Source organism: Paenibacillus sp. H1-7, from assembly GCF_022354825.1.
Taxonomy (GTDB): domain Bacteria; phylum Bacillota; class Bacilli; order Paenibacillales; family NBRC-103111; genus Paenibacillus_S.
Map to the genome: position 1 here is coordinate 2,653,760 of NZ_CP031168.1, position 21,356 is coordinate 2,675,115.

Annotated in this window: 18 protein-coding genes; 17 read left to right on the forward strand and 1 reads right to left on the reverse strand. The window is 51.8% G+C overall.

What is annotated here, in order from left to right:
• Positions 1 to 48 precede the first annotated feature (48 nt).
• From DVH26_RS11860 to DVH26_RS11905, 10 genes are all read left to right on the forward strand, one after another.
• Complete coding sequence (locus DVH26_RS11860) at positions 49 to 1,374, forward strand: ABC transporter substrate-binding protein (protein ID WP_239633891.1); 1,326 nt, start codon at positions 49 to 51, stop codon at positions 1,372 to 1,374.
• Positions 1,375 to 1,391: 17 nt separating this feature from the next.
• A complete protein-coding gene (locus DVH26_RS11865) occupies positions 1,392 to 1,595 on the forward strand; it encodes a hypothetical protein (RefSeq protein WP_239633892.1) in 204 nt (67 codons plus the stop codon).
• An 18-nt stretch (positions 1,596 to 1,613) separates the two neighbouring features.
• Positions 1,614 to 2,705, forward strand: a complete 1,092-nt coding sequence (locus DVH26_RS11870; protein ID WP_239633893.1) for a Gfo/Idh/MocA family protein — start codon at positions 1,614 to 1,616, stop codon at positions 2,703 to 2,705.
• A complete protein-coding gene (locus tag DVH26_RS11875; protein ID WP_239633894.1) occupies positions 2,702 to 3,595 on the forward strand; it encodes a sugar phosphate isomerase/epimerase family protein in 894 nt (297 codons plus the stop codon). Before DVH26_RS11870 ends, DVH26_RS11875 begins: the two co-directional genes overlap by 4 nt.
• Position 3,596: 1 nt before the next feature.
• Entirely contained in the window at positions 3,597 to 4,721 is a 1,125-nt protein-coding gene (locus DVH26_RS11880) for a DUF6807 domain-containing protein (protein WP_239633895.1), read from the forward strand.
• 35 nt (positions 4,722 to 4,756) lie between these two features.
• Positions 4,757 to 7,252: a glycosylhydrolase-like jelly roll fold domain-containing protein gene (locus tag DVH26_RS11885; protein WP_239633896.1), complete on the forward strand. Its 2,496-nt coding sequence runs from the start codon at positions 4,757 to 4,759 to the stop codon at positions 7,250 to 7,252.
• Positions 7,253 to 7,514: 262 nt separating this feature from the next.
• On the forward strand, positions 7,515 to 8,840 hold the full coding sequence (locus DVH26_RS11890) for an ABC transporter substrate-binding protein (RefSeq protein ID WP_239633897.1): 1,326 nt from the start codon (positions 7,515 to 7,517) through the stop codon (positions 8,838 to 8,840).
• A 263-nt stretch (positions 8,841 to 9,103) separates the two neighbouring features.
• Complete coding sequence (locus DVH26_RS11895; RefSeq protein ID WP_239633898.1) at positions 9,104 to 10,426, forward strand: replication-associated recombination protein A; 1,323 nt, start codon at positions 9,104 to 9,106, stop codon at positions 10,424 to 10,426.
• A gap of 588 nt (positions 10,427 to 11,014) precedes the next feature.
• Positions 11,015 to 12,355, forward strand: coding sequence for a hemolysin family protein (locus tag DVH26_RS11900; RefSeq protein ID WP_239635345.1), 1,341 nt, complete (start codon positions 11,015 to 11,017; stop codon positions 12,353 to 12,355).
• Between the two features lie 194 nt (positions 12,356 to 12,549).
• Positions 12,550 to 14,016 carry an HD-GYP domain-containing protein gene (locus DVH26_RS11905; RefSeq protein WP_239633899.1) on the forward strand — a complete coding sequence of 489 codons (1,467 nt, stop codon included), beginning with the start codon at positions 12,550 to 12,552 and terminating at the stop codon, positions 14,014 to 14,016.
• Positions 14,017 to 14,110: 94 nt separating this feature from the next.
• Here the strand turns inward: DVH26_RS11905 and mnmA are convergent, their stop codons facing one another.
• Complete coding sequence (gene mnmA / locus DVH26_RS11910) at positions 14,111 to 15,196, reverse strand: tRNA 2-thiouridine(34) synthase MnmA (RefSeq protein ID WP_239633900.1); 1,086 nt, start codon at positions 15,194 to 15,196, stop codon at positions 14,111 to 14,113.
• A gap of 176 nt (positions 15,197 to 15,372) precedes the next feature.
• Here mnmA and cymR point away from each other — a divergent pair, with 176 nt between their 5' ends.
• The 7 genes from cymR (at position 15,373) to DVH26_RS11945 (ending at position 21,011) form a co-directional block, all read left to right on the forward strand.
• On the forward strand, positions 15,373 to 15,792 hold the full coding sequence (gene cymR, locus DVH26_RS11915; RefSeq protein WP_239633901.1) for a cysteine metabolism transcriptional regulator CymR: 420 nt from the start codon (positions 15,373 to 15,375) through the stop codon (positions 15,790 to 15,792).
• A 15-nt stretch (positions 15,793 to 15,807) separates the two neighbouring features.
• Entirely contained in the window at positions 15,808 to 16,956 is a 1,149-nt protein-coding gene (locus DVH26_RS11920) for a cysteine desulfurase family protein (RefSeq protein ID WP_239633902.1), read from the forward strand.
• A 120-nt stretch (positions 16,957 to 17,076) separates the two neighbouring features.
• Positions 17,077 to 17,601 carry a PRC-barrel domain-containing protein gene (locus DVH26_RS11925; protein ID WP_239633903.1) on the forward strand — a complete coding sequence of 175 codons (525 nt, stop codon included), beginning with the start codon at positions 17,077 to 17,079 and terminating at the stop codon, positions 17,599 to 17,601.
• A gap of 10 nt (positions 17,602 to 17,611) precedes the next feature.
• Positions 17,612 to 17,809 carry a hypothetical protein gene (locus DVH26_RS11930; RefSeq protein WP_239633904.1) on the forward strand — a complete coding sequence of 66 codons (198 nt, stop codon included), beginning with the start codon at positions 17,612 to 17,614 and terminating at the stop codon, positions 17,807 to 17,809.
• A 309-nt stretch (positions 17,810 to 18,118) separates the two neighbouring features.
• Positions 18,119 to 19,189, forward strand: a complete 1,071-nt coding sequence (locus DVH26_RS11935; protein WP_239633905.1) for an AI-2E family transporter — start codon at positions 18,119 to 18,121, stop codon at positions 19,187 to 19,189.
• Between the two features lie 203 nt (positions 19,190 to 19,392).
• A complete protein-coding gene (locus DVH26_RS11940; protein WP_239635346.1) occupies positions 19,393 to 20,673 on the forward strand; it encodes an ArsB/NhaD family transporter in 1,281 nt (426 codons plus the stop codon).
• A gap of 41 nt (positions 20,674 to 20,714) precedes the next feature.
• Entirely contained in the window at positions 20,715 to 21,011 is a 297-nt protein-coding gene (locus tag DVH26_RS11945) for a hypothetical protein (protein WP_239633906.1), read from the forward strand.
• Positions 21,012 to 21,356 lie beyond the last annotated feature (345 nt).

Sequence of the window (21,356 nt, forward strand, 5' to 3'; positions counted from 1 at the left end):
AACAAGGAACATCGATGTTTTTCCTAACAAAAAGAGGGGGTTCTTTCAATGCGTAAATATACGATTCCGGCTTTTCTGGCTTTTGCTATGACGGCTTCCATGCTTGCAGGCTGCGCTAAAGATACCGGCAGCTCCACTGCTACAACCGATGATACTAAGAAAACGGCGGCAAACCCGGAGCCGGTTGAATTGACGATTTATTCTGCAGGCGGCACGAACAACGATGAATTCGAGAAAAACTATGCCAGCTATATCAAAAAGAAATTTCCGCATGTGACGATCAAATATATCAATCCCAGGGAAGGTGCAGGGACCAAGCTGGAGGACTTGATCACGGCGGGAGTCAACATCGATTTATACTACGAATCGATTGGAACCTTCTTCTCCACGCTGCCGAGAAACAAAGCGACGTTCGATTTGACAGAGATGGTGAAGAAGAAAAACCTTGATCTGAACCGCTTTGATCCTACGCTGATCGACGCATTGAAGCAAAACGGCAACGGTCAGCTGTGGGGTCTTCCGGTGACGACCAATACGATGTCGCTGTATTACAACAAGGATATTTTTAACAAATTCGGCATCCCTTACTTGAAGGACGGCATGAGCTGGGAAGAGCTGTACGAAGTTGCAGGCAAGCTGAACCGGACCGACGGCGGCAAAAAGTACGTAGGCATGGCAATTTCCCCCAGCCACAGCATGAGGATGAACAATTATTCGCTGCCGTTTGTGGACGCGAAGACCGGCAAGGCGACGTTTGATAATGAAAAATGGAAGCAGCTGCTTCAGCCTATCTTGCAGCCGGCGGCAGATTCCCTCTATCAATCCAAAATGGCGGATTTGAACAGCAAGCTCCCTTACTCGAGCGAGTGGCTTAAAACACAGGACTTGGCTATCTTGGGCGTCTTCTCGGATTGGCAGGTCGTGAATCCGGAGCCGGTGCCGTTCGATTGGGATTTGGCGGCATACCCGCAGTACAAGGACAATCCGGGCGTAGGAAGCCAGCAATATCCGGTATATTGGGCTATTCCATCATTTTCCAAGCACAAAGAGCAAGCCTTCGACGTGTTAGCTTACTTGGTTTCCGACGAGTACCAGACCGAGCTGTCCAAACGGGGCGGGATGACCGTACTCACCAATCCTGAGGTGCGGAAGGCATTTGGCGAGAACAGCCCTCATAAAAATAAAAATCTGGCAGCCGCTTATTATAACAAGTCCGCTCCGATATCGGTAAAAACCGAGTATGACAAGACAGCGGAAAATGCGATTACCGCCAAGCTGGCTGATCTTGCTCTGAACAAAATCGATATTAATACGGCACTTCGCCAAGCTCAGGAGGAAGCGGACAAAGCAATCGAGGCTGCGAAAAAGAACTAAGTGCGGGAGGGGCACACATGGTCAAAAAAATATTGATATTGTGCGGTTTGTTTCTTGTTCTGCTGATGGTTTGGATTGCGGCAGGCTTATGGTTCTCGTCGGTGTACGGCAATGCCGGATTCGGCGGCTCTCTGATTATTGGCTTTGTCACCGTGCCCCTTGTCTTGCGTTTGGCTGTTATTCGTTTGTTCCGTTCCGGAGAAAAAAAGCTGGATATTTAAAGGAGGCTACACTGAATCATGACGACAAAAGAGATCGGATATGCCGTGTTTGGACTGGGTGTCGGAAAAAGCCACCTCGCTAGCGCCGTCAAAGCGGCAGGCTGCAAGTTCGTCGCCATTTGCGATATGAACGAAGAAGTGCTGAATAAGCTCGGCGACGAACACGGGATTGCTCCTGAGAACCGTTATACGAGCTATGACGAGCTCTTGAAACGGGAAGATATCGATGCTATAAGCGTCTGCACGCCGAGCGGCTGGCACCGTGACCATACGGTGAAGGCTTTGCGGGCGGGCAAGCATGTATTGACGGAGAAGCCGCTGGAAATCCGCCTCGACCGGATTGACGAAATGAATCGCGTCGCAGAGGAAGAAGGACGTTATCTCGGTTGCGTATTCCAAAACCGTCTGGCTCCGGGCAATCAGAAAATCAAGGAAACCATCGACAGCGGCCGCTTGGGCAAGCTGATTACGTGCAACTTCCATCTGAAGTGGTACCGAGACGACAAGTACTATGCCAAAAACGGCGGCTGGCGGGGCACCTGGGCGATGGACGGCGGCGGAGCGATGATGAATCAAACGATTCACACAATCGACTTGATGCAATGGCTGATGGGCCCGGTCCGAAGCATTTTCGCCAAAGCGGGCACGTATACGCATCCGATTGAGACAGAGGATACCGCGGTTGCCGTTGTGACATTTACCAATGGAGCGATTGGAACCTTGATCGGCACGACATGCGCGTATCCGGGGCTGGAGGTATCGGTGCAAATTCATGGATCGACCGGTTCGATTTACTCCAAAAACAACCGGATTGAGCTTTTCAAAATGGCCGACGACGATGAGCAATTCTCGGAGGAAGCACGAGTGCTTGAGGCGTTCGGCAGCAGCCAAAACACCAAGGATTCGGGTACAGCCGCTGCAGGATTGCCGAAAACAGGCCACGCAGGCCAGGTTCAGGATATGATCGATGCGGTAGTCGAGAATCGTCCGCCGATGATTGAAGGCCGCGAGGGCAGAGCTTCCGTCGAGATCGTGCAGGCACTGTACGAGTCGGCAAGAACGGGAAAAGAAATCTTCTTTCCTTTTGTACCGGAGCTGAGCGAAGTATGAGCGGGCTGACGAATGGAAGACAACCGTTTCCCGTCGGCTGCTGCATTACGTCCGGATCTTTTATGCCGCAAAGCGGCAAGGCATCGAATCAAAATGAAGATAAAGTAACAAGGCTGGTTGACGAAATGAACCGGCTGCTGTCGTCGGGGTACGATTTTGCCGAGCTGACGGTCGGCGCCCTCGTGCAGTTGAATGCTGCGGAGTTCGAACAATTGAAGGAACAGATGAAGGCCGACCGGCTTACGATTCCGGTGTTTAACAGCTTCATACCTCCAACCTTAAAATTGACGGGACCGGATGTCCGCACACAGGAAATCGATGCCTATGTGGCGCTTGCCATGAGCCGCATCCAAGCGGTTGGCGGGGAAATCATCATCTTCGGAAGCGGTGCCGCCAGAAGGGCGCCGGAAGCTTTCTCCAAAGAGCAGGGAATGGAGCAGATCAAGGATTTTCTCCGCCTATGCGATCGGCATGCACAGCAATATGGCATTGTTGTGGCGATCGAGCCGTTGAACAACAAGGAGTGCAATATGATCAACAGGGTGGGGGAAGCTCTGGACCTGGCTCGCGAGCTGAGCTTACAGAACGTCCGGGTGCTGGCGGATGCTTATCACATGCATTTGGAGAAGGAACCGCTTGAGGTCATTCCACAGGCGGTAGCCGACCGGATGCTGGCCCATGTCCATTACGCCGAGTTCGACCGCAGCTTTCCTGATGGAAGCAACGAAGAAGGCGTTGATCTCGCGGGGTTGCTGTCCGTGCTTCAAACGAGCGGATACAGGGGACGTATTTCCGCGGAATGCATGGTTGCGGACGCAGCGGCGGCGAGCGGCAAATCTTTGGGATATGTGCAAAGTCTGATCACACAAATGAAGGAAAGAGGGGATTAACATGGCATCCATTGCATTTCTCGTCCATTCGGGAAATCATAACCGGGATTATTGTCCCGTATCGTACCGCGTTTCGGCAGACTCGCTGCTATCGCAGGGAGAAACAGCGGACGGATTGCAATTGCTCGGACCGCAAGGTGAGCCTATGGCTCTGCAGGTGGAGGAGGAGAATGGAGAGCTCGTCCTGCACTGGATTGTAAACGGACTCAAAGCAGGAGAGACCCAGCAATATACCGTCGCGAGCGGTAAGGGTACACAACAACACGCGGATAACGGCGTGCGACTAGAAGAGCAAGAGCATCAGATCGATATTGTAATCGGTGGACAGCGGTTCACCTCGTATGTGTTCGATCCGTCCATTGCCAAGCCGTATTTGGGGCCGGTAATCGGGCCTTACGGCGAAAGCTATACCCGCCTGGATTTTGAAACGAAAGAGCATCCCCACCACCGGTCGATATGGCTTGCAATCGGGGACGTGAACGATATTGATATGTGGAACGAGCCGAAGGAGCGGCACGGGAAGCAGATCGTAACCGGCATCGATAACAAGACGCAAGGTCCGGTATTCGCGAGCATTACGTCTACCCAGAATTGGTGCTCTTACGGCGGCAAGCCCCAGTTGACGGAAACCCGCACGATGACCTTTTACAATACGCCGGCAGAGGGACGGTTTATCGATTTGGATTTTACTCTGCAGGCTAACGGCCGCGTGGAGCTTGGCGCTACGAAGGAAGCGGGACCGCTTGGCATTCGCGTTGCGGAATTGATGAAAGCGGACAACGGAGGCGTCATCCGCAATGCCTTCGGCTCCGTCGGCGAGAAGGAATGCTGGGGACAGCGCGCCCAATGGTGCGATTACTACGGCAACGTAGGCGGGCACACGCTCGGTATCGCGGCCTTCGACCATCCCGACAATACGGATTTTCCTACTTATTGGCATGTGCGGGACTACGGGCTGCTCGCTCCGAACAACTTTTACTTCCTTGGAGGTAAACTATTGCAAAAAGGGCAATCCATCCGCTATAAGCACCGGATTTATTTCCACACCGGGGATACCGCAGCAAGCGGCGTAGCCGGCAAATATCAAGACTACATTCATCCTCCGAAAGTGACCTTGGCTGAATAACAATAATACCGGAGCTAGAAAGGAGAGGCTTGGCAGTGAGCTTATCGACGCACAGTACAAGCGCCAAACAGGATTTGCGGGAGCAATTTTTACATCCTTCAAATGAGTTTACCCCCGTTCCGTTCTGGTTTTGGAATGATGACCTGAGCCCAGACGAAATATTGCGGCAAATTGCGGATTTTGCCGACAAAGGGGTCATGGGGTTTGTCATTCACCCGAGAATCGGGCTTCCCGAAACGATCCCCTACATGTCCGATACGTACCTGGATTTGGTGGAGACAGCGGTCAAGGATGCTCATCGCAGAGGAATGACCGTCATTCTGTATGACGAGGCGATGTACCCTTCCGGAGCGGCCAACGGCCTGGTCGTGAAGGGCGATCCCGCCTTTGCCAGCAGAGGCTTGAAGATGGTGGAGCTCGGCTGCGAGAAGCCGGTTCGGCTGTCGGATGTGCTCGAAGACGGAGATGTGCTCGTCTCGGCCCAAGCGGTCCGTAGAACGGGTGATAAGCCCGACTGGCAGACGCTGACGCTTCTGGAACCTGCCGAAGGCCAGGTTTCGCTGCAGCGCGAAGACTCCGGCGACTGGACGATGCTGCTGTTCATCGAGACGTTCTCCAGAGGAACGATCCGAGGCATCCATTTCGGCGAAGACGACGGGGAACCGAACGCACCGGCAGCCGCCGATCTGATGAATCCGCTGGCGACGGCCAAATTTATCCGCTTGACTCACGACAAGTATTACGAGAGGCTGAAGGATTACTTTGGCACTACGATCCAAGCGATGTTCACGGATGAGCCGGATTTGCTCGGACGACGTCACAGGAAAGGGCTGCGCGCCTGGACGGAAGGCTTTCTCGGATATTTTCTGCAGGAAGGCTGCGCAGAAACCGATCTGCCGCTTCTGTGGATGGACGGGGAATCGTCCGACGAAGTACGCCGAAGATACCGCAAGGCGGTCAATAAGCGGATGGTAGCCGCGTATTACAAGCCGCTTAGCGACTGGTGCGAGCAGCACGGCATCGCTTTGACCGGACATCCTGCACAAAGCGACGAAATCGGTCTGCTCGAGCATTTTCATATTCCCGGACAGGACGTCGTCTGGCGCTGGGTTGCCCCCGAGGACGGCAAAGCCATTGAAGGAAGGCATACGACGATGGCCAAATGCTCGTCCGATGCCGCCAGACACCGGGGCCGGCGAAGAAATTTGAACGAAATGCTCGGCGTATGCAGTCCCGGCGGAGGCTGGGCGCTTCATGCCGGGGACATGAAATGGTACATGGACTGGCTGCTCGTCAGAGGCGTCAACTATCTGTGCCCGCACGCCTTTTATTATTCAATCGACGGTCCCCGCAGAATTAACGAGCGTCCGCCGGATGTAGGGCCAAACAACATATGGTGGCCTCACTACACGCAATTTGCCGATTACATGAAACGGATGAGCTGGATTATGACCGACAGCGCGAACGTGACCCCGATCGCCGTTCTGGGGCGCGAGGATTGGCTGCCGTGGAAGGCGGTAAAGCCTCTTTACGAGCATCAGCGAGAATTCAACTATCTGGAGGAAAGTTTGCTGGCAGGAGCTTGTACCGTTTCCGACGGGCAAATTCGCATCGCGAATCAGACGTATACCGTCGTCATTGTTGAGAACGACGGGCTGTGGGAAGAGGAAACGGGCCGGATTCTCAGCCAATTTATCGAACAGGGAGGCTCCGTCATTCAGCTGCAAACGGGCGAAGCCCGGAGAACGATGCCTGCGACCGCTCAAGCTGCAGCACCGGAGCAAATCGTCGCAGAGCTGGACCGTCTGCTTGCGAAAGATGCAGCCTTGGAGCCGGCATGTCCAGATATCCGGGTCAGCCATGTCGTTAAGGAGGATAACCATTTTTACGTTGTCGTTAATGAAGGCGAACAAGCTTACGACGGAAGCCTGTCGGTCGGAGTGTTCGGCAGGACGGAGCTGTGGAAGCCCTGGGAGGCTGAGATATCCGAGGCGGACGCGTATCCGCGAGAAGGACGCACGGTTATTGACTTCACTGTAGAGCGACGGCAATGTCTCGTCTTCCGCGTCGATCCGTCCGCTGCTCCAGGGAAGGAAGGCCTGCGCCGGGAGAAGAGGCCTGTCGTATCCTACTCTCGCCGTCTGTCGGCCGATACGTGGAACGTAGAAGCTCCGCAGCTTACGGAGCATGCACTGACTTTGGGCAGCTGGACGGAACGGGAAGGATGGGAGCATTTCTCCGGGACGGTGACTTACTCCAATAAATTCCCGATCGATGAGACGAAATCGCCGGACCGCCGGGTTGTGCTGGATTTGGGGGAAGCGCATGAAATGGCCGAGGTCTGGATTAACGGCCAATGGGCCGGTGTCCGCATGTGGCATCCGTATTCATTTGACATCGGGCCCTTGCTGCAGCCGGGAACCAATGAGCTTCGGGTTGCCGTCACGAACAGCTTGGCGAATCGGGTGGACCGGGTGAAGCTGCCGTCCGGCTTGATCGGACCGGTGACAATTGCCGAATTCGACCGGTAATTGATTTCGCAATTTTTGCTCGAATAGCGGATGTTCCAATTACTTGCTGTTAACACGGAAACGAAAGGGATGGTGCCCAGCAGCTTATGGCTGCGGGCATCGTTCCGAATTTCATAATTGCTGCAAGAATACCCGCAGGACTAGAATCGGATCGCTTTAATAGAGAGCGAAGATATGAAGTTAAAGCGGTTTCACTTTCCATTCTCATTGAATTTTGTGATGGAAGGGTACTTTGAAAGTTACGAAAAGGGGAGAAAGATCAATGATGCTCAAAAAAACAGTAGCTTCCGTGGTAGTATCCACCATGATGCTTTCGATGTTGGCGGCTTGCGGAGGCGGCAGCGGGGGAGAAGACAAAGGCGGGACAGGAACGACGGCTCAGCCTTCCGATACGAATGAAAAGGCGGACCTTGTTGTCTTCTCGAACAGCGGCGATTCGGTAGAGAGCTGGAACGAGCGATTCGGGAACGCGATCAAACAGAAATTCCCTAACTACAATATCAAGTATATTCAGAAGCAGAAGGATTACGGGATCAAAGAGCTTCTGACCTCCGGCGAGACGATCGACATTTATTGGGACTCCATCGGCGGCTTCGCCTCGGCGGTCCTTGATAACGGTCTGGAATTCGACATGACGGAGCTGGTGAAGAAGCATCAGATTGATTTTAGCAAAATGGAGCCATCCGTCGTTGATTCCATCAAGCTGATCGGCAAAGATAAAATATACGGCATTCCGGTGTTCAACAACAATATGGTGCTGTATTACAATAAAGATTTGTTCGATAAATTCGGCGTGCCTTATCCGAAGGACGGCATGACCTGGACCGAAGCCAACAAGCTGGCCCAGCAGCTGACCCGTATGGACGGCAAGCAGTATGTCGGCCTGTCCAGCTCGCAAACGCACATGCTGCCGATGAACCAATTGTCGATCCCGTTCGTCGATCCTACAACGGAGCAGCCGACCATTTTCTCCAATGAGAAGTGGAGAGAATATTTTGACACCGTATTCGTCGGGCCAAGCAAATCGCAAGGGTATGTAGAATACATGAAGCAGCTGAAGGATGCGATTCCGTACCGCAACGAGTTTCTTGTCGAGAAAAATTTGGCGATGTTCGCATGGCTGTCCTCCATCGTGTTCGTATTTCCGGAGGAATTCAAGAGCATGAACTGGGATATGGTGTCTCTCCCTACGTTCGAGAGCTTGCCGAAGGTCGGCTCGCAGGCGTATCCGACGTATTTCACTGTCACGTCAATGTCCAAGCAAAAAGATCAGGCGATGAAGGTCATTCAATATTTGACTACGGATGAAATACAGACCAAATTGTCCAAAATCGGACTCATGCCGGTATCGAATTCGGATGCGATCAAGAAAGTGTACGGAGAAGAGAGCATCTTCAAAGGGAAAAACTTCGGAGCCTCCTTCTACAACAAATTTGCGCCGATTCCGGCCAAAACCCGTTACGACAGCCTTCTGCTGACGCCGTACGCCAAGGCGGTTCCGAAGGTCGTCATGACAGGCGATTACAATACCGTATTCCGTGCGACAGAAGAAGAAACAGCCAAGAAAATTGCGGATGCGAAAAAATAGCTTGTATGAAAAAGCAACGGATTGCCGGCTTTCGAGCCGCTTCCTTGCTTTTTTGTTTGCTGAATCGTCGCTAGACCCCTGCGAAAACGGAGCTCATGCAGCGAACAACCGTGAAAAAGGAATATCTGCTCCATCTGCCTTGCCTAGACTCGTAATTCTGCGAGCTTCCCGCCGGTTGGCTTTGTAAATCCGGCCGCATCCGATATAATAGACCATACACGATAGAAACTAGCAGCTCTATTTCCGTAAAAGGTAGTGATAGAATGGATTTGTTCTCATTTGCGGCTGAAGAGAGCCGGCAGGGCAAGCTGCTGGCGGATCGGATGCGTCCGCTGACATTGAGTGAATATATAGGCCAGGAGCACATCGTAGGCCCCGGCAAGCTGCTGCGCCGGGCTATCGAAGCCGATCAGGTCACGTCGATATTGCTGTACGGACCTCCGGGCACAGGGAAAACGACGCTGGCGAACATTATTTCCCGCGCTACGCAGGGAGATTTCGTCAAGCTTAACGCGGTCGACGCCTCGGTCAAGGACGTTCGGGACGTAATCGAGCAGGCCACGAACAACAAGGCGCTTTACGGCCGCAAGACGATCTTGTTTCTCGACGAGGTGCACCGCTTCAACACGTCGCGTCAGGATGCGCTGCTCCCTGCCGTGGAGCAGGGCATCATCATTTTCATCGGCGCGACGACCGAGAACCCGTTCCACCACGTGAACGGGGCGCTTCTGTCGCGCTCCACGCTTTTTGAGCTGCACGCGCTGACGCAGGAGCACTCGCTCGCGGCGCTGCGCCGCGCTCTCGCCGACAGCGACCGCGGCCTCGGGCAGCTGCCCGTCGAGGCCGACGAGGAGGCGCTCGCGCATATCGCGCGCATGGCCGGCGGAGATATCCGCCGTGCGCTCAATGCGCTCGAGCTTGCCGCGCTAACCACGCCGCCGGATGCCGGCGGCATGGTGCGCGTGACGCTTGCCGTCGCCGAAGAGTCGATTCGGCGACGCACCGTGAAGGCCGACGAGTCGACGCAGTACGACGTCTTGTCGGCCTTCCACAAGAGCGTGCGCGGCTCCAGCGACGCCGCGCTGTTCTGGTTCCTCTATGCCGTCGAGAAGCTCGGCATGGATCCCATGACCTTCCTGCGGCGGTTGATCGTCGCCTCGAGCGAAGACATCGGGATGGCCAATCCGCAAGCGATGGTCCAGGCGGTATCCGCCATGGACGCCTATCACAAGATCGGCTGGCCGGAATCGAAGTACGTCATCGCCCAGGCGATCCTGTTCGCTGTAGAAAGCCCCAAATCGAACGCTATCCCCGTCGCAATCGGCAAAATCATGGATGCGTTCGATGCGATCGGAGCAGCGGAGGTGCCGCTGCATCTGCGTGACGCGCATTACAAGGGGGCGGAGAAGCTCGGACATGTCGGGTATCAATACCCGCACAATTATCCGGGCCATTACGTCGATCAGCAGTATTTGCCTAAGCCGCTCGACGGGCATCATTTTTACGAAGCGACGCAGCAAGGCATGGAAGATAAAATCAGGCAAAACCAGGAACGGCGAAGAAAAGGGCGGCGCGCAGATCGATGATCGGCGCGTTGTTTTTTTTCATGCGTCAAACAACGTTCCTGGTTCCGTGCTGCGGCACTTAATGCCGACAGAGAGCTATGATCAACGCTCTGCCTTTCATGCCGTGTTGTGCACCGATCCTGGATCGTACTGCAGCACTTGAGGCCGGTTAAGCGCTATGATTTGCGTGCTTCTTGATTTTGCTGCGTTGAATATCGATCCTAGTTCCATATCGTGGCACGTAAAAGCCGGGTAAAGATCATTGATCGGACATTGGTTCCGTTATTTCGGTAAAAACGCGACAATATGGATAGCGATCGGACCGTCGTTCCGTTATTACGCCAAAATTCGGTCCAAATGCCCAAAAAACAAGCAATAACGGATTCGCTGTCCGATCAGTGTGTTTTTGGATGGTCAAAGCAGGAAATAACGGATCTCTTGTCCGATCTATCCCATACGCCGATTTTTCCATTTTAGTGCAAGCTTTCTGGTGTTTTTGGGCATAGCGCACCATGCGGATGTATAGTGTATTAATATATCATTTACATTATTAAACCTAAGGGAGGTGTACCTGTTCGCCTCACGCGAGGGGAATAGGGAAGCATATTGATCGATAGTGACCCTTTACCGACGATATGGAACTTCAGCCTCGTCTTGCTGCTGGTGCTGCTTAACGGTTTTTTCGTAGCCGCCGAGTTTGCCATGGTTAAGGTCCGCAACAGCCGGATTGACTCGCTGGCTCAGGAAGGGCACCGGAACGCACGGTTTGCCAAGACGATCATGGGCAATATGAACGGGTATTTATCGGCATGCCAGCTGGGCATTACATTCGCCTCTCTGGGCCTTGGCTGGCTCGGTGAACCGGCCATCGCCAACGTTCTGGAGCAGGTACTGCGTCCGCTGCAGCTTTCCCCTGCGGTCATTCACACCATCTCCTTCATCATCGCTTTTACCATCATAACGACATTCCACATCACGCTCGGCGAGCAGTTTCCGAAAACCTACGCGATTCGCATGTCGGAGCGGGTAACGCTGTTGTCGGCCGGCCCCTTGATTGTATTTTACAAATTGACATTCCCATTAATCTGGTTTTTGAACGGAACCTCGAACTGGATGCTTCGCAAGGCGGGGATAGAGCCGTCCGAGGAACATTCTACAGCACACACCGAGGATGAAATCCGTCTGCTTATGAAAGAAAGCAACAAAAGCGGGCTAATTAACAATACGGAGCTCGCTCTGGTCGACAACATCTTTGACTTCGCCGAGACGAACGCACGCGAAATCATGATTCCAAGAACCGAGATGGTGTGCCTATACTCCCACTTATCCTACGAACAAAACCGGCTGATCGCGGTCACGGAAATGCACACGCGCTATCCAGTCTGCGATCCGGATAAAGATAATATCATCGGCTTCGTCCATATCAAAGATTTGCTGAAGTCCGACTCTGGAGTGGATCATATAAAAAGCATCGTTCGCCCCATTACGAAAGTGCCCGAATCGATGCAAATCAGCGCACTGCTAAAGCTGATGCAAAAAAAGAAGCACCAGATGGCCCTCCTCATAGACGAATACGGAGGCACCTCCGGGCTGGTTACATTCGAGGACATAATTGAAGAGATTGTCGGAGAGATTCAAGACGAGTTCGACGAGGAACGTCCCAGGATCGAGAGAAGGGATGACGAAACCCACTCCATCGACGGAAGGCTGCTTATTGAAGAGGTGAACAGCTATTTCGGGCTCGAGATCGAATCAGATGATTATGATACGATTGGAGGCTGGGTCTATTCTCAGGTGGAAATTCCGCCGAAGAAAAACCAGCGAATTCTATATAACGAACAAATTGAGTTTGTTATCGAGGAGACGGACCAGCTGCGGATTTCCAGAATCGTCGTGAAAAAACGAGGCAACGAGAGGCCTCAAGCGGAGCAGACAAATTTTAGTCTGTGAGCACCCAACTAATTCTCAACAAGCTCAGCGGGTGAAATCCCGCTTTTTTGCTGTGGTGCGCTAAAATCGACACAATCATTAATAAAATCTTAGACGATGGATATTGCTGGTTTCCATTTTATGATAAACTGATGAAGTAAGAGACTAAATACCTAATTATACCGTATTTTGTTGTCGAAGGAGACCTTGTTTTTATGAAAATTCGCGATCTTCTAGGCCCGGTGTCCGCTGTTTTGGTCCCTTTTCTGCTGTTTGAATACTTGAAGGCGAATCCTGCACTGGACGTTAGGTTCTTTGTACCCAGAGGCCACTTTTATATCGTCAGCTCCGTCGCTTTATTGGCTACTTTGGTTGCGATCGCGGTAGGCATCTCGGGCAGCCGTGTCCGTAACATCAAAGTAAGCTTCCTGTCGCTATCGTTCATCTCATTAGCCGAAACGTTTACGGTGCATGGACTCTCCACACCGAATTTTCTTATTCATTCCTCGCATTTGCCCGGAGTCGCCGCCCAGTCCAGCACCCTGCTGGCGTCGTTCTGGCTCTGGCTGTCTTCATTGTCCTCCGACTCGGCTTTCATTACGAAATTGTCGGGAATGAGAGGGGGCTTGATTCCGGTATGGACGATCTTTATAGGCGGGATCGGCATTGCCGGGCTTCTTCATCCTCATCTTCTTGACCTGATCCCTCTGGATCAATATCCGATAAACGGAGCCATCACATTATTCGTCATTTTCCTGAATCTGCTTACCATATACCGCTATTATCAATCGTACCGCTTTTCCCGGTTTCCCCTGCAAAAAGCAATCATCTACAGCTGCTGCTGGCTTATGGTAGCACAATATATTATGGTAGCAGGCGAGAGCTGGAGAACCAGCTGGTGGCTGTACCACTTCCTGCTGCTCGGTTCTATGATTGTCATGCTGTCCGGCTTGGTGAAGCAGTACGCAGCGAATCCTTCGCTTGCCATGGCCATGAAATCCTTGTTCACCAACGATCCGGTTGAACGGATTACAAGCTGTCTCTCCCCGAGCGTGAAGACGCTGATTCTTGCTACCGAAGCCAAGGATACCTACACGGCAGGGCATAACTTCAGAGTCACGATGTATGCGATGAGGCTCGCGGAAGAGATGAAGCTGCCTCCGGAGCAGCTGCGAGTGCTGTCCCAAGGCTCGATTGTCCATGATGTCGGCAAAATCAACATTCCCGATTCCATTCTGAACAAGCCGGGACGACTAACGGAGGAGGAGAGGGCTATCATTGAAGCCCATCCGGTCAAAGGTTATGAAATGTGCCGCATGCTTGGCATTATGAGAGAGGAACTCGCCATCATTCGATCGCATCATGAAAAATGGGACGGTACAGGCTATCCCGACCGGCTGAAGGGAGAGCAGATCCCGTTACTGGCCAGGATCGTAGCCGTAGCAGACGTATACGACGCTCTGACGTCCAACCGTGCTTATCGTCAGGCTTGGTCGCACGACCAAGCGATTCAGCTGCTCATTGACAACTCGGGGTCTCATTTCGACCCTGAGTGTGTTGAGGCATGGGTCCGTGTATGCGAGCGCGATCCGCAAGTGTACCAGTATCCTTCATTCGTTGTAGGAGGAGTGTATCCGGGCCTCGCACTGCAATCCGGCACTTCGGAGCGCATCCCGTCCTAAATGCAACAAATCCGTCCCGGTTAAGGACGGATTTGTTTTTTCAGCAATCAATATGCTTCCGATTGTCACTCGGATCTCTATTTAGCCAATATCCTCACCGCAGCAGCTCGTCTATCGTCGCGCCGCCAAGACAGCTGTCGCCGTCATAGAATACGACCGATTGGCCGGGTGTTATCGCTTTTTGCGGCTGGTCGAACGTTACTTCGACGGTACCGTTCGGACCGAATGCCAGCGTCACGCCTTGATCCGGCTGGCGATACCGGAATTTGGCTGTACAGCGGATCGGCGCTTCGGGCAGCTTGCCGCTGATCCAGTTCAGATCGGTAGCCCGCAATCCTTTCGAATACAGACTCGGGTGCTTTTCCCCTTGAACCACATACAGAACGTTGCTCTCGAGATCCTTGCCTGCAACAAACCAAGGCTCGCCGGTGCCGGAGCCGCCGATGCCCAGCCCTTGCCGTTGTCCGAGGGTATAGTACATCAGTCCGTCATGACGGCCCTTCACTTCACCATCGAGCGTGACCATATCCCCGGGTTTAGCAGGCAAATAGCCGCTCAGAAACTCTTTGAAGTTGCGTTCGCCGATGAAGCAAACGCCGGTGCTGTCTTTTTTCTTAGCCGTGTACAGACCGGCCTTTTCGGCAATGGCTCTCACTTCAGGCTTAGGCAGGTGTCCGATTGGGAACATCGCCTTCGACAGCTGGTATTGATTCAGCGCATTCAGGAAATACGTTTGATCCTTGTTGTTGTCGACGCCGCGCAGCAGGCGGTATACGCCGTCCTGTTGCTCCACTCGCGCATAATGGCCTGTTGCGATATAATCCGCGCCAAGCTCAAGCGCTTTTTGCAAAAATTCGCCGAACTTGATCTCGCGGTTGCACATGACATCGGGATTGGGCGTGCGGCCTTTCCGGTACTCGTCCAAAAAGTATTGAAACACCTTATCCATGTATTGTTTCTCAAAATTTACCGTATAATAGGGAATACCGATTTGGTCGCACACCCGGCGTACGTCTTCCGCATCCTCTTCTGCGGTGCAATGTCCGAATTCGTCGGTATCATCCCAGTTTTTCATGAAAACGCCGATAACCTCGTAGCCCTGCTCCTTTAATAGAAGCGCGGAGACGGAAGAATCCACTCCGCCGGACATTCCGAGGACGACACGTGTTTTATTGTTCATCTGTGTACCCTCACTTTACAGCTTGTTTCGACCGTTGTCTAAATAGTATTATACATAGTTTTAAGCAATTATAAAATATTTCATGAATATGTCACGGTTTTTCTCCCATAAAAGAAGGTTTTATGTTACGATAAAAAAGATACCAAAATGTATGAAATGTAAATGAGGTGCTCTATTTGAAGATTTCTACTAAAGGGCGATATGGACTAACCATCATGATGGAGCTGGCAACCAGATACGGCGAAGGCCCCACCTCTCTAAAAAGTATTGCAGAAAAGCATCAGCTTTCCGAGCATTACTTGGAACAATTGGTCGCTCCGCTTCGAAACGCAGGTCTGGTCAAAAGTATTCGAGGAGCTTACGGGGGATACATACTATCGAAGACGGCGGAGGATATTTCTGCCGGCGATGTGATTCGGGTACTGGAAGGGCCGATCAGCCCGGTTGATTTTACAGAAGAAGACGATCCTGCTAAGCGCGATCTGTGGGTTCGCATTCGCGACGGCATCGCTCAAGTTCTTGATTCGACGACGCTGAACGACCTGATCACCTTTAAGGATGAAGGACAAAACGACAACTATATGTTCTACATATAAGATTGCAGGTTCACTATGACGTACATTTATTTCGACCATGCGGCTACAACTCCGGTTCATCCGGAAGTCGTAGAAGCCATGCTGCCCCATTTCACACAAAATTTCGGGAACGCCTCCAGCACACACAGCGCAGGAAGAGAAGCTCGCGCGGTACTCAATCAATCCAGAGATACGCTGGCTTCTTTTATCGGCTGCGCGCCTTCCCAATTACTCTTTACGAGCGGCGGAACGGAAAGCGACAATCTGGCGCTATTCGGTGCGGCTGCCGCTCGACAATCCTTAGGCAAACACATCATTACTTCGCAGGCGGAGCACCATGCGGTGCTTCATGCCTGCGAGCATTTGGAATCACAAGGCTTCGAGGTTACTTACGTGCCTGTGGACAGCACAGGCCGTGTTCGCGTATCCGATATCGAAGCTGCGATTCGTCCGGACACCATATTAATCAGTATTATGTATGGCAACAATGAGGTTGGAACGATACAACCGATTCAAGAAATCGGCACGATAGCCCGATCCCGCGGAATTGCTTTTCACGTTGACGCCGTTCAAGCGCTCGGGATGATTCCTATGGACTTGAGCCGAATGCCGGTGGATTTCATGAGCTTTTCCGCGCACAAAATCAATGGTCCCAAAGGGATCGGTGCGCTTTATATAGCGAAGCAAGCCAAGATGGAGCCCATGCTGTACGGGGGAAATCAGGAACGCAAACGGAGACCGGGAACGGAGAATGTTGCTTCCGCCGCCGGGTTTGCGAAGGCTGTGCAAATTTTGAGTCGCGACAGGTATGAAAAGCAACAAAACTTGGAAAAACTACGTAATGCGATGGTGGCGAAGCTTCATCAGCTGCTCGGTCCGGAACAGGCAGTGGTGAACGGTCATCCCGATGAACGGCTGCCGCATATTTTGAACATCAGCTTCCCGGGCGTTTCTACCGAGACGATGCTCATGAACTTGGACTTGGAAGGCATCGCAGCGGCAAGCGGATCGGCATGCACATCCGGCTCGCTCGAGGTGTCCCATGTTCTCAAGGCCATGCAGCTTCCCGATGCGCTGACGACATCGGCCATACGCTTCAGCTTCGGCATCGGCAATACGTTGGAACATATTGAAGAGGCTGCAGCAATCATTGCAACCATTGTGGGCCGTGTACGTAATATCTAGTATAGGCGATCCTCTTCGTTATGACCCCTGCGATTACGCGGCAGCCGCCGTGACAGGGTTCACGACATCCGATGGTAATCAAATGTTTAATTAACATGCTGCTGCAGGAGGAAGTCTCCATTGAAAAGAGCGCGTGATGTAATCGGACTGCCGATATTTTGCGTACAATCCGGCAAGCAGCTGGGCACCGCCAAGGATATTTTGCTGGGTGAGGGCTGGCAGGTGGAAGCAGTACTTCTGGAAACGAAGCATTGGTTCGCCACGCCGAGCTGCATTAAGTGGAAGGATGTCATCGCCCTGGGCGATGACGCGATTACGATTGAAGACGAAGAAGTGCTCTGCCCGCTCGAGGACAATCCGGGTTATACATCGCTTTGTAATGGAGACCGGAAGCTAAAAGGAATGCCCGTACTAACGGTTAACGGACAGCAGCTGGGTATCGTCGACGACGTTTATTTAGACCAGAATAAGGGTAAAAAGGTAATAGGCTACGAACTGACGGAAGGCTTTATTTCGGACCTTAAAGAAGGGCGCAAATGGCTTCCTTTACCTGAAAAGGTGACTGTAGGCAAAGATGCGATTATCGTACCTGTTCATTGCAATGATACATTGGAGGAAAGCTTTATACCAATTGAAGAAGAATAGGGTGATTCAAATGCTGCGTTGTCCAAATTGCAATTCCAAAGATATCGGCAAAATCGGCTCCCATCAATTCTATTGCTGGGGATGCTTTATTGAACTTACGGTAAACGGCGAGAAAATGTCCGTCTTCCAAGTAGAAGAGGACGGAACGCTCAGCTCTCTTGACGATTTGTTCTTCGAAGAGGAAATTACGCAAGTTCATGCCAACTGATATAGCATAACAAAGCAGATCGATGAAATGAAGCATCGGCATCTACCGCCAGCCACGGCGAATGATCCGGTGCTTTTTTTAGTTGTACCTGAAACAGCCGTCAACTGCAAGCAATCTATTATTATCGGCATATCTATATACCGTTTCACAATAGGAGGTCCATTGGATCGTCCGCACACTTTCCAGTTTATTCTGCTGCATCCAAACTATGCTTGATTGATGCAAAAGTGGGTACACAGGATTAAGATAGAAGGGTTGTACATATACTGTAAGGGTGACAGCGATTTTGCAGTATAGGTGGTGATACCGTTGGACCGATTTTACAAAAGCCGATTTTTTTCCGTCCTTATTTATACGTTGCTGAGCTTGCTCATTCTGTTTTTTCTGCTGCAAATCAAGCCGATAATCACCGCGCTGTTTCTGTTTCTCAAGGAAATATTGGCTCCGTTTATTATCGCCATGATCATCTCTTATGTGCTGAATCCGGTCGTGTCCTTATTGAATGCCCGCAAGGTGCCGCGAACCGTGGCCGTACTGTTGATATACGCCGTCTTCATCCTCTCGACAACCGTAGTACTTATGAATGTCATTCCGATGTTCATGTCGCAGCTGTCCCAGCTCAACAATCATCTCCCGCAGCTCGCCATGAAGGCGCAGGGGATCGTGGACGGCATGAACAGCGTCCAGTTTTTGCCGGACAGCGTCCGTACCGGGATTAATCAATCGCTTGCGAAGCTGGAAAATGGAGTTTCACTAGCCATCTCCAAATATATCGACGGTATTGGAAGCACAATCAATATGCTGTTTATCGCTTTCATCATTCCGTTCTTGGCATTCTATATCCTGAAGGATTATCAGCTGATCGAGAAAACGGTCCTTGCCATCGTCCCTAAAGCGAAACGCAAGCAGATCATTACGCTGCTCGTGGATATGGATACGGCGCTTGGCAATTACATACGCGGTCAATTCATCGTCTGTATGATCATCGGGCTGCTCGCTTACCTTGGGTATTGGATGATCGGCATGCCCTATGCGCTGTTGCTCGCCTGCTTAGTCGCCATCTTCAACATCATTCCGTATTTGGGGCCTTTTTTCGGCGCAGCGCCGGCCATCATCATGGCTTCGACCATCTCGCTCAAAATGGTGCTGATGGTGGCTATCGTCAATACGGCCTGCCAAATTCTCGAAGGCAACGTCATCTCCCCTCAAGTGGTAGGCAGATCGCTCAAGATGCACCCGCTGCTGATAATATTCGCGCTGCTGGTAGGCGGAGAGCTGGCCGGCGTGGTCGGGTTGATTCTTGCGGTGCCGTTCTTCGCCGTAATGAAGGTGATTCTGCAGCACATCTTGATGTACTATGTCCACCGCAGAACGACTTGAGGAGCGGATCGCGAGAACATCTCTCCTTCAATAAACTATTGAAACCCCCTAAGGTTTTGCCGTATAATACGAACAGCGCCTGAAAATCGAGCGGAACAAATGAATAATTGCGTTAAATTCGGAGGAGCCTGTCAACAAGGGCTCTTTTTTGCGTTTTTCAGGCATCATGCGCACTCATGAGCGATACATAGGAGGAGATCACACTGGATCAGCAAGCTTGGATTGCCATTGCCATTTTTCTTGTTATTTACGGACTTATTATCGCCGAGAAAATTCACCGGACCATCGTAGCGATGATCGGCGGATTGCTGATGGTTGGGCTCGGTATCGTCAGCCAGGAGACGGCGGTGCATCATATCGATTTCAATACGCTCGGTTTGTTGATCGGAATGATGATCATCGTCGGCATCACGGCGGAGACCGGGTTATTCAAGTATATTGCGGTATGGGCTGCCAAAAAGGTCGGAGGCCATCCGACCAAAATTCTTATCGTACTCGGCGTCGTCACCGCCTTTGGATCGGCATTTCTGGACAATGTCACGACCGTTCTGCTCATGGTACCCGTAACGTTAAGCATCACGCGGCAATTGCGCGTAACGCCGATTCCTTTCTTCATATCGCAGATTATGGCTTCGAATATCGGCGGCACAGCGACGCTGATCGGCGATCCTCCGAACATTATGATCGGCAGTGCGGTGAAGGAGCTGACGTTCATGGCGTTCATCAATAACTTGAGCTTCATTTCGTTTCTCATCCTGTTCCTGACCCTTCCGTTCTTCGTGCTCATATACCGCAAGCAAATACAGACAACGGAAGAGCTGCGCCAAGGTATTATGGATATGGATGAGAAAGAGGAGATCAAAGACCCGGTTCTGTTGAAAAAATGCATCACCGTCATGGGTCTGACGATATTCGGCTTCTTCATTCATCAAGTCGTCCATCTGGAATCGGCTACCGTTGCATTGGCCGGAGCATTTTTACTGCTTCTGTTGACAGGGGAGCATTTCCTGGAGGAAGCGTTCCACAGGGTGGAATGGACGACCATCTTTTTCTTTGTAGGGCTGTTCGTGCTCGTATCCGGTCTTGTAGAGACCGAAGTCATTGCCGCCTTAGCGGACTATGCCGTTGGGATCACCGGGGGAGACGTGGCCAAATCGGCCGTTTTGATCCTATGGCTCAGTGCCATTGCATCGGCTTTTCTCGATAACATTCCGTTCGTCGCCACGATGATTCCGCTCATTCAGGAAATGGGCACGATGGGCGTAAACAACCTGGAGCCTCTATGGTGGAGCCTGGCTCTTGGTGCGTGCCTAGGCGGCAACGGGTCATTGATCGGAGCGAGCGCCAACCTGATTGTGGCGGGAATTTCGGGAAGGGAAGGCCATCCGATTTCATTCATGAGCTATTTTAAAGTCGGATTTCCGCTCATGATATTGTCAATCGTAATCGCCAACATTTATATTTATGTGCGCTATTTGATGTAAAGCTCGCGAAGCAAGACGGATGAACAGGGGAGGCTGTTACCATGCTGAAATATATATATGACAAGGAACGTTATACGATAACGGAGAACCGGCACGACAAAGATATAGAAATACGATTTAAGTTAAACGAACCCGACGATTCCGTCGTCCAGCGATTTCGGCTGATCCGGGACTATTTCGACCGCAACGAGGTGCATACCGACGTGTTGTATTACCCGCACCGCAATCAGGACTATCAATGGATCATCCGAAACGATTATTACACGGATTTCATCCTGGCGCTGTTCAAGTACCGCCTGCTCGAATCGGTATCGTGGGAAGCGGAGAACAAGCGGTAAAATCAGGCTTATCCAAGGCATCCGCTCAGTTGACAGTGCTATTGTGAAACGTATATAATTTCCTTAATATAGTCATAATGTAATAAACCAAAGCGTTGATGAAATTCAGTAAGCCATAGACCATAATCCAGAGAAAAGGTTCTGGCCCTTCATGCTGCAGAAGCATAAGGCCAGCTGAGAGAGCCTTATTGTGAAGGATGGCTGAAAGCTCATTTCGGAGTGCGGAACAAATCCGCCGGATGGACCCGTTATACGTCTGACAAGGAGATTGTGCAGCTTAATCATGCGCTCGGAAGATCTTGTATGCGAGCGTCTGTACAGTAACCAGGGTGGTACCGCGATCAA

Excerpts from the sequence above, each read along its gene's own strand:
- DVH26_RS11860 (WP_239633891.1), top strand. The coding sequence starts at position 49 with ATGCGTAAATATACGATTCCGGCTTTTCTGGCTTTTGCTATGACGGCT.
- DVH26_RS11875 (WP_239633894.1), top strand. The coding sequence starts at position 2,702 with ATGAGCGGGCTGACGAATGGAAGACAACCGTTTCCCGTCGGCTGCTGC.
- DVH26_RS11890 (WP_239633897.1), top strand. The coding sequence starts at position 7,515 with ATGATGCTCAAAAAAACAGTAGCTTCCGTGGTAGTATCCACCATGATG.
- DVH26_RS11895 (WP_239633898.1), top strand. The coding sequence starts at position 9,104 with ATGGATTTGTTCTCATTTGCGGCTGAAGAGAGCCGGCAGGGCAAGCTG.
- DVH26_RS11865 (WP_239633892.1), top strand. The coding sequence starts at position 1,392 with ATGGTCAAAAAAATATTGATATTGTGCGGTTTGTTTCTTGTTCTGCTG.
- DVH26_RS11870 (WP_239633893.1), top strand. The coding sequence starts at position 1,614 with ATGACGACAAAAGAGATCGGATATGCCGTGTTTGGACTGGGTGTCGGA.
- DVH26_RS11905 (WP_239633899.1), top strand. The coding sequence starts at position 12,550 with ATGAAAATTCGCGATCTTCTAGGCCCGGTGTCCGCTGTTTTGGTCCCT.
- mnmA (WP_239633900.1), bottom strand. The coding sequence starts at position 15,196 with ATGAACAATAAAACACGTGTCGTCCTCGGAATGTCCGGCGGAGTGGAT.
- DVH26_RS11920 (WP_239633902.1), top strand. The coding sequence starts at position 15,808 with ATGACGTACATTTATTTCGACCATGCGGCTACAACTCCGGTTCATCCG.
- DVH26_RS11930 (WP_239633904.1), top strand. The coding sequence starts at position 17,612 with ATGCTGCGTTGTCCAAATTGCAATTCCAAAGATATCGGCAAAATCGGC.
- DVH26_RS11945 (WP_239633906.1), top strand. The coding sequence starts at position 20,715 with ATGCTGAAATATATATATGACAAGGAACGTTATACGATAACGGAGAAC.
- DVH26_RS11880 (WP_239633895.1), top strand. The coding sequence starts at position 3,597 with ATGGCATCCATTGCATTTCTCGTCCATTCGGGAAATCATAACCGGGAT.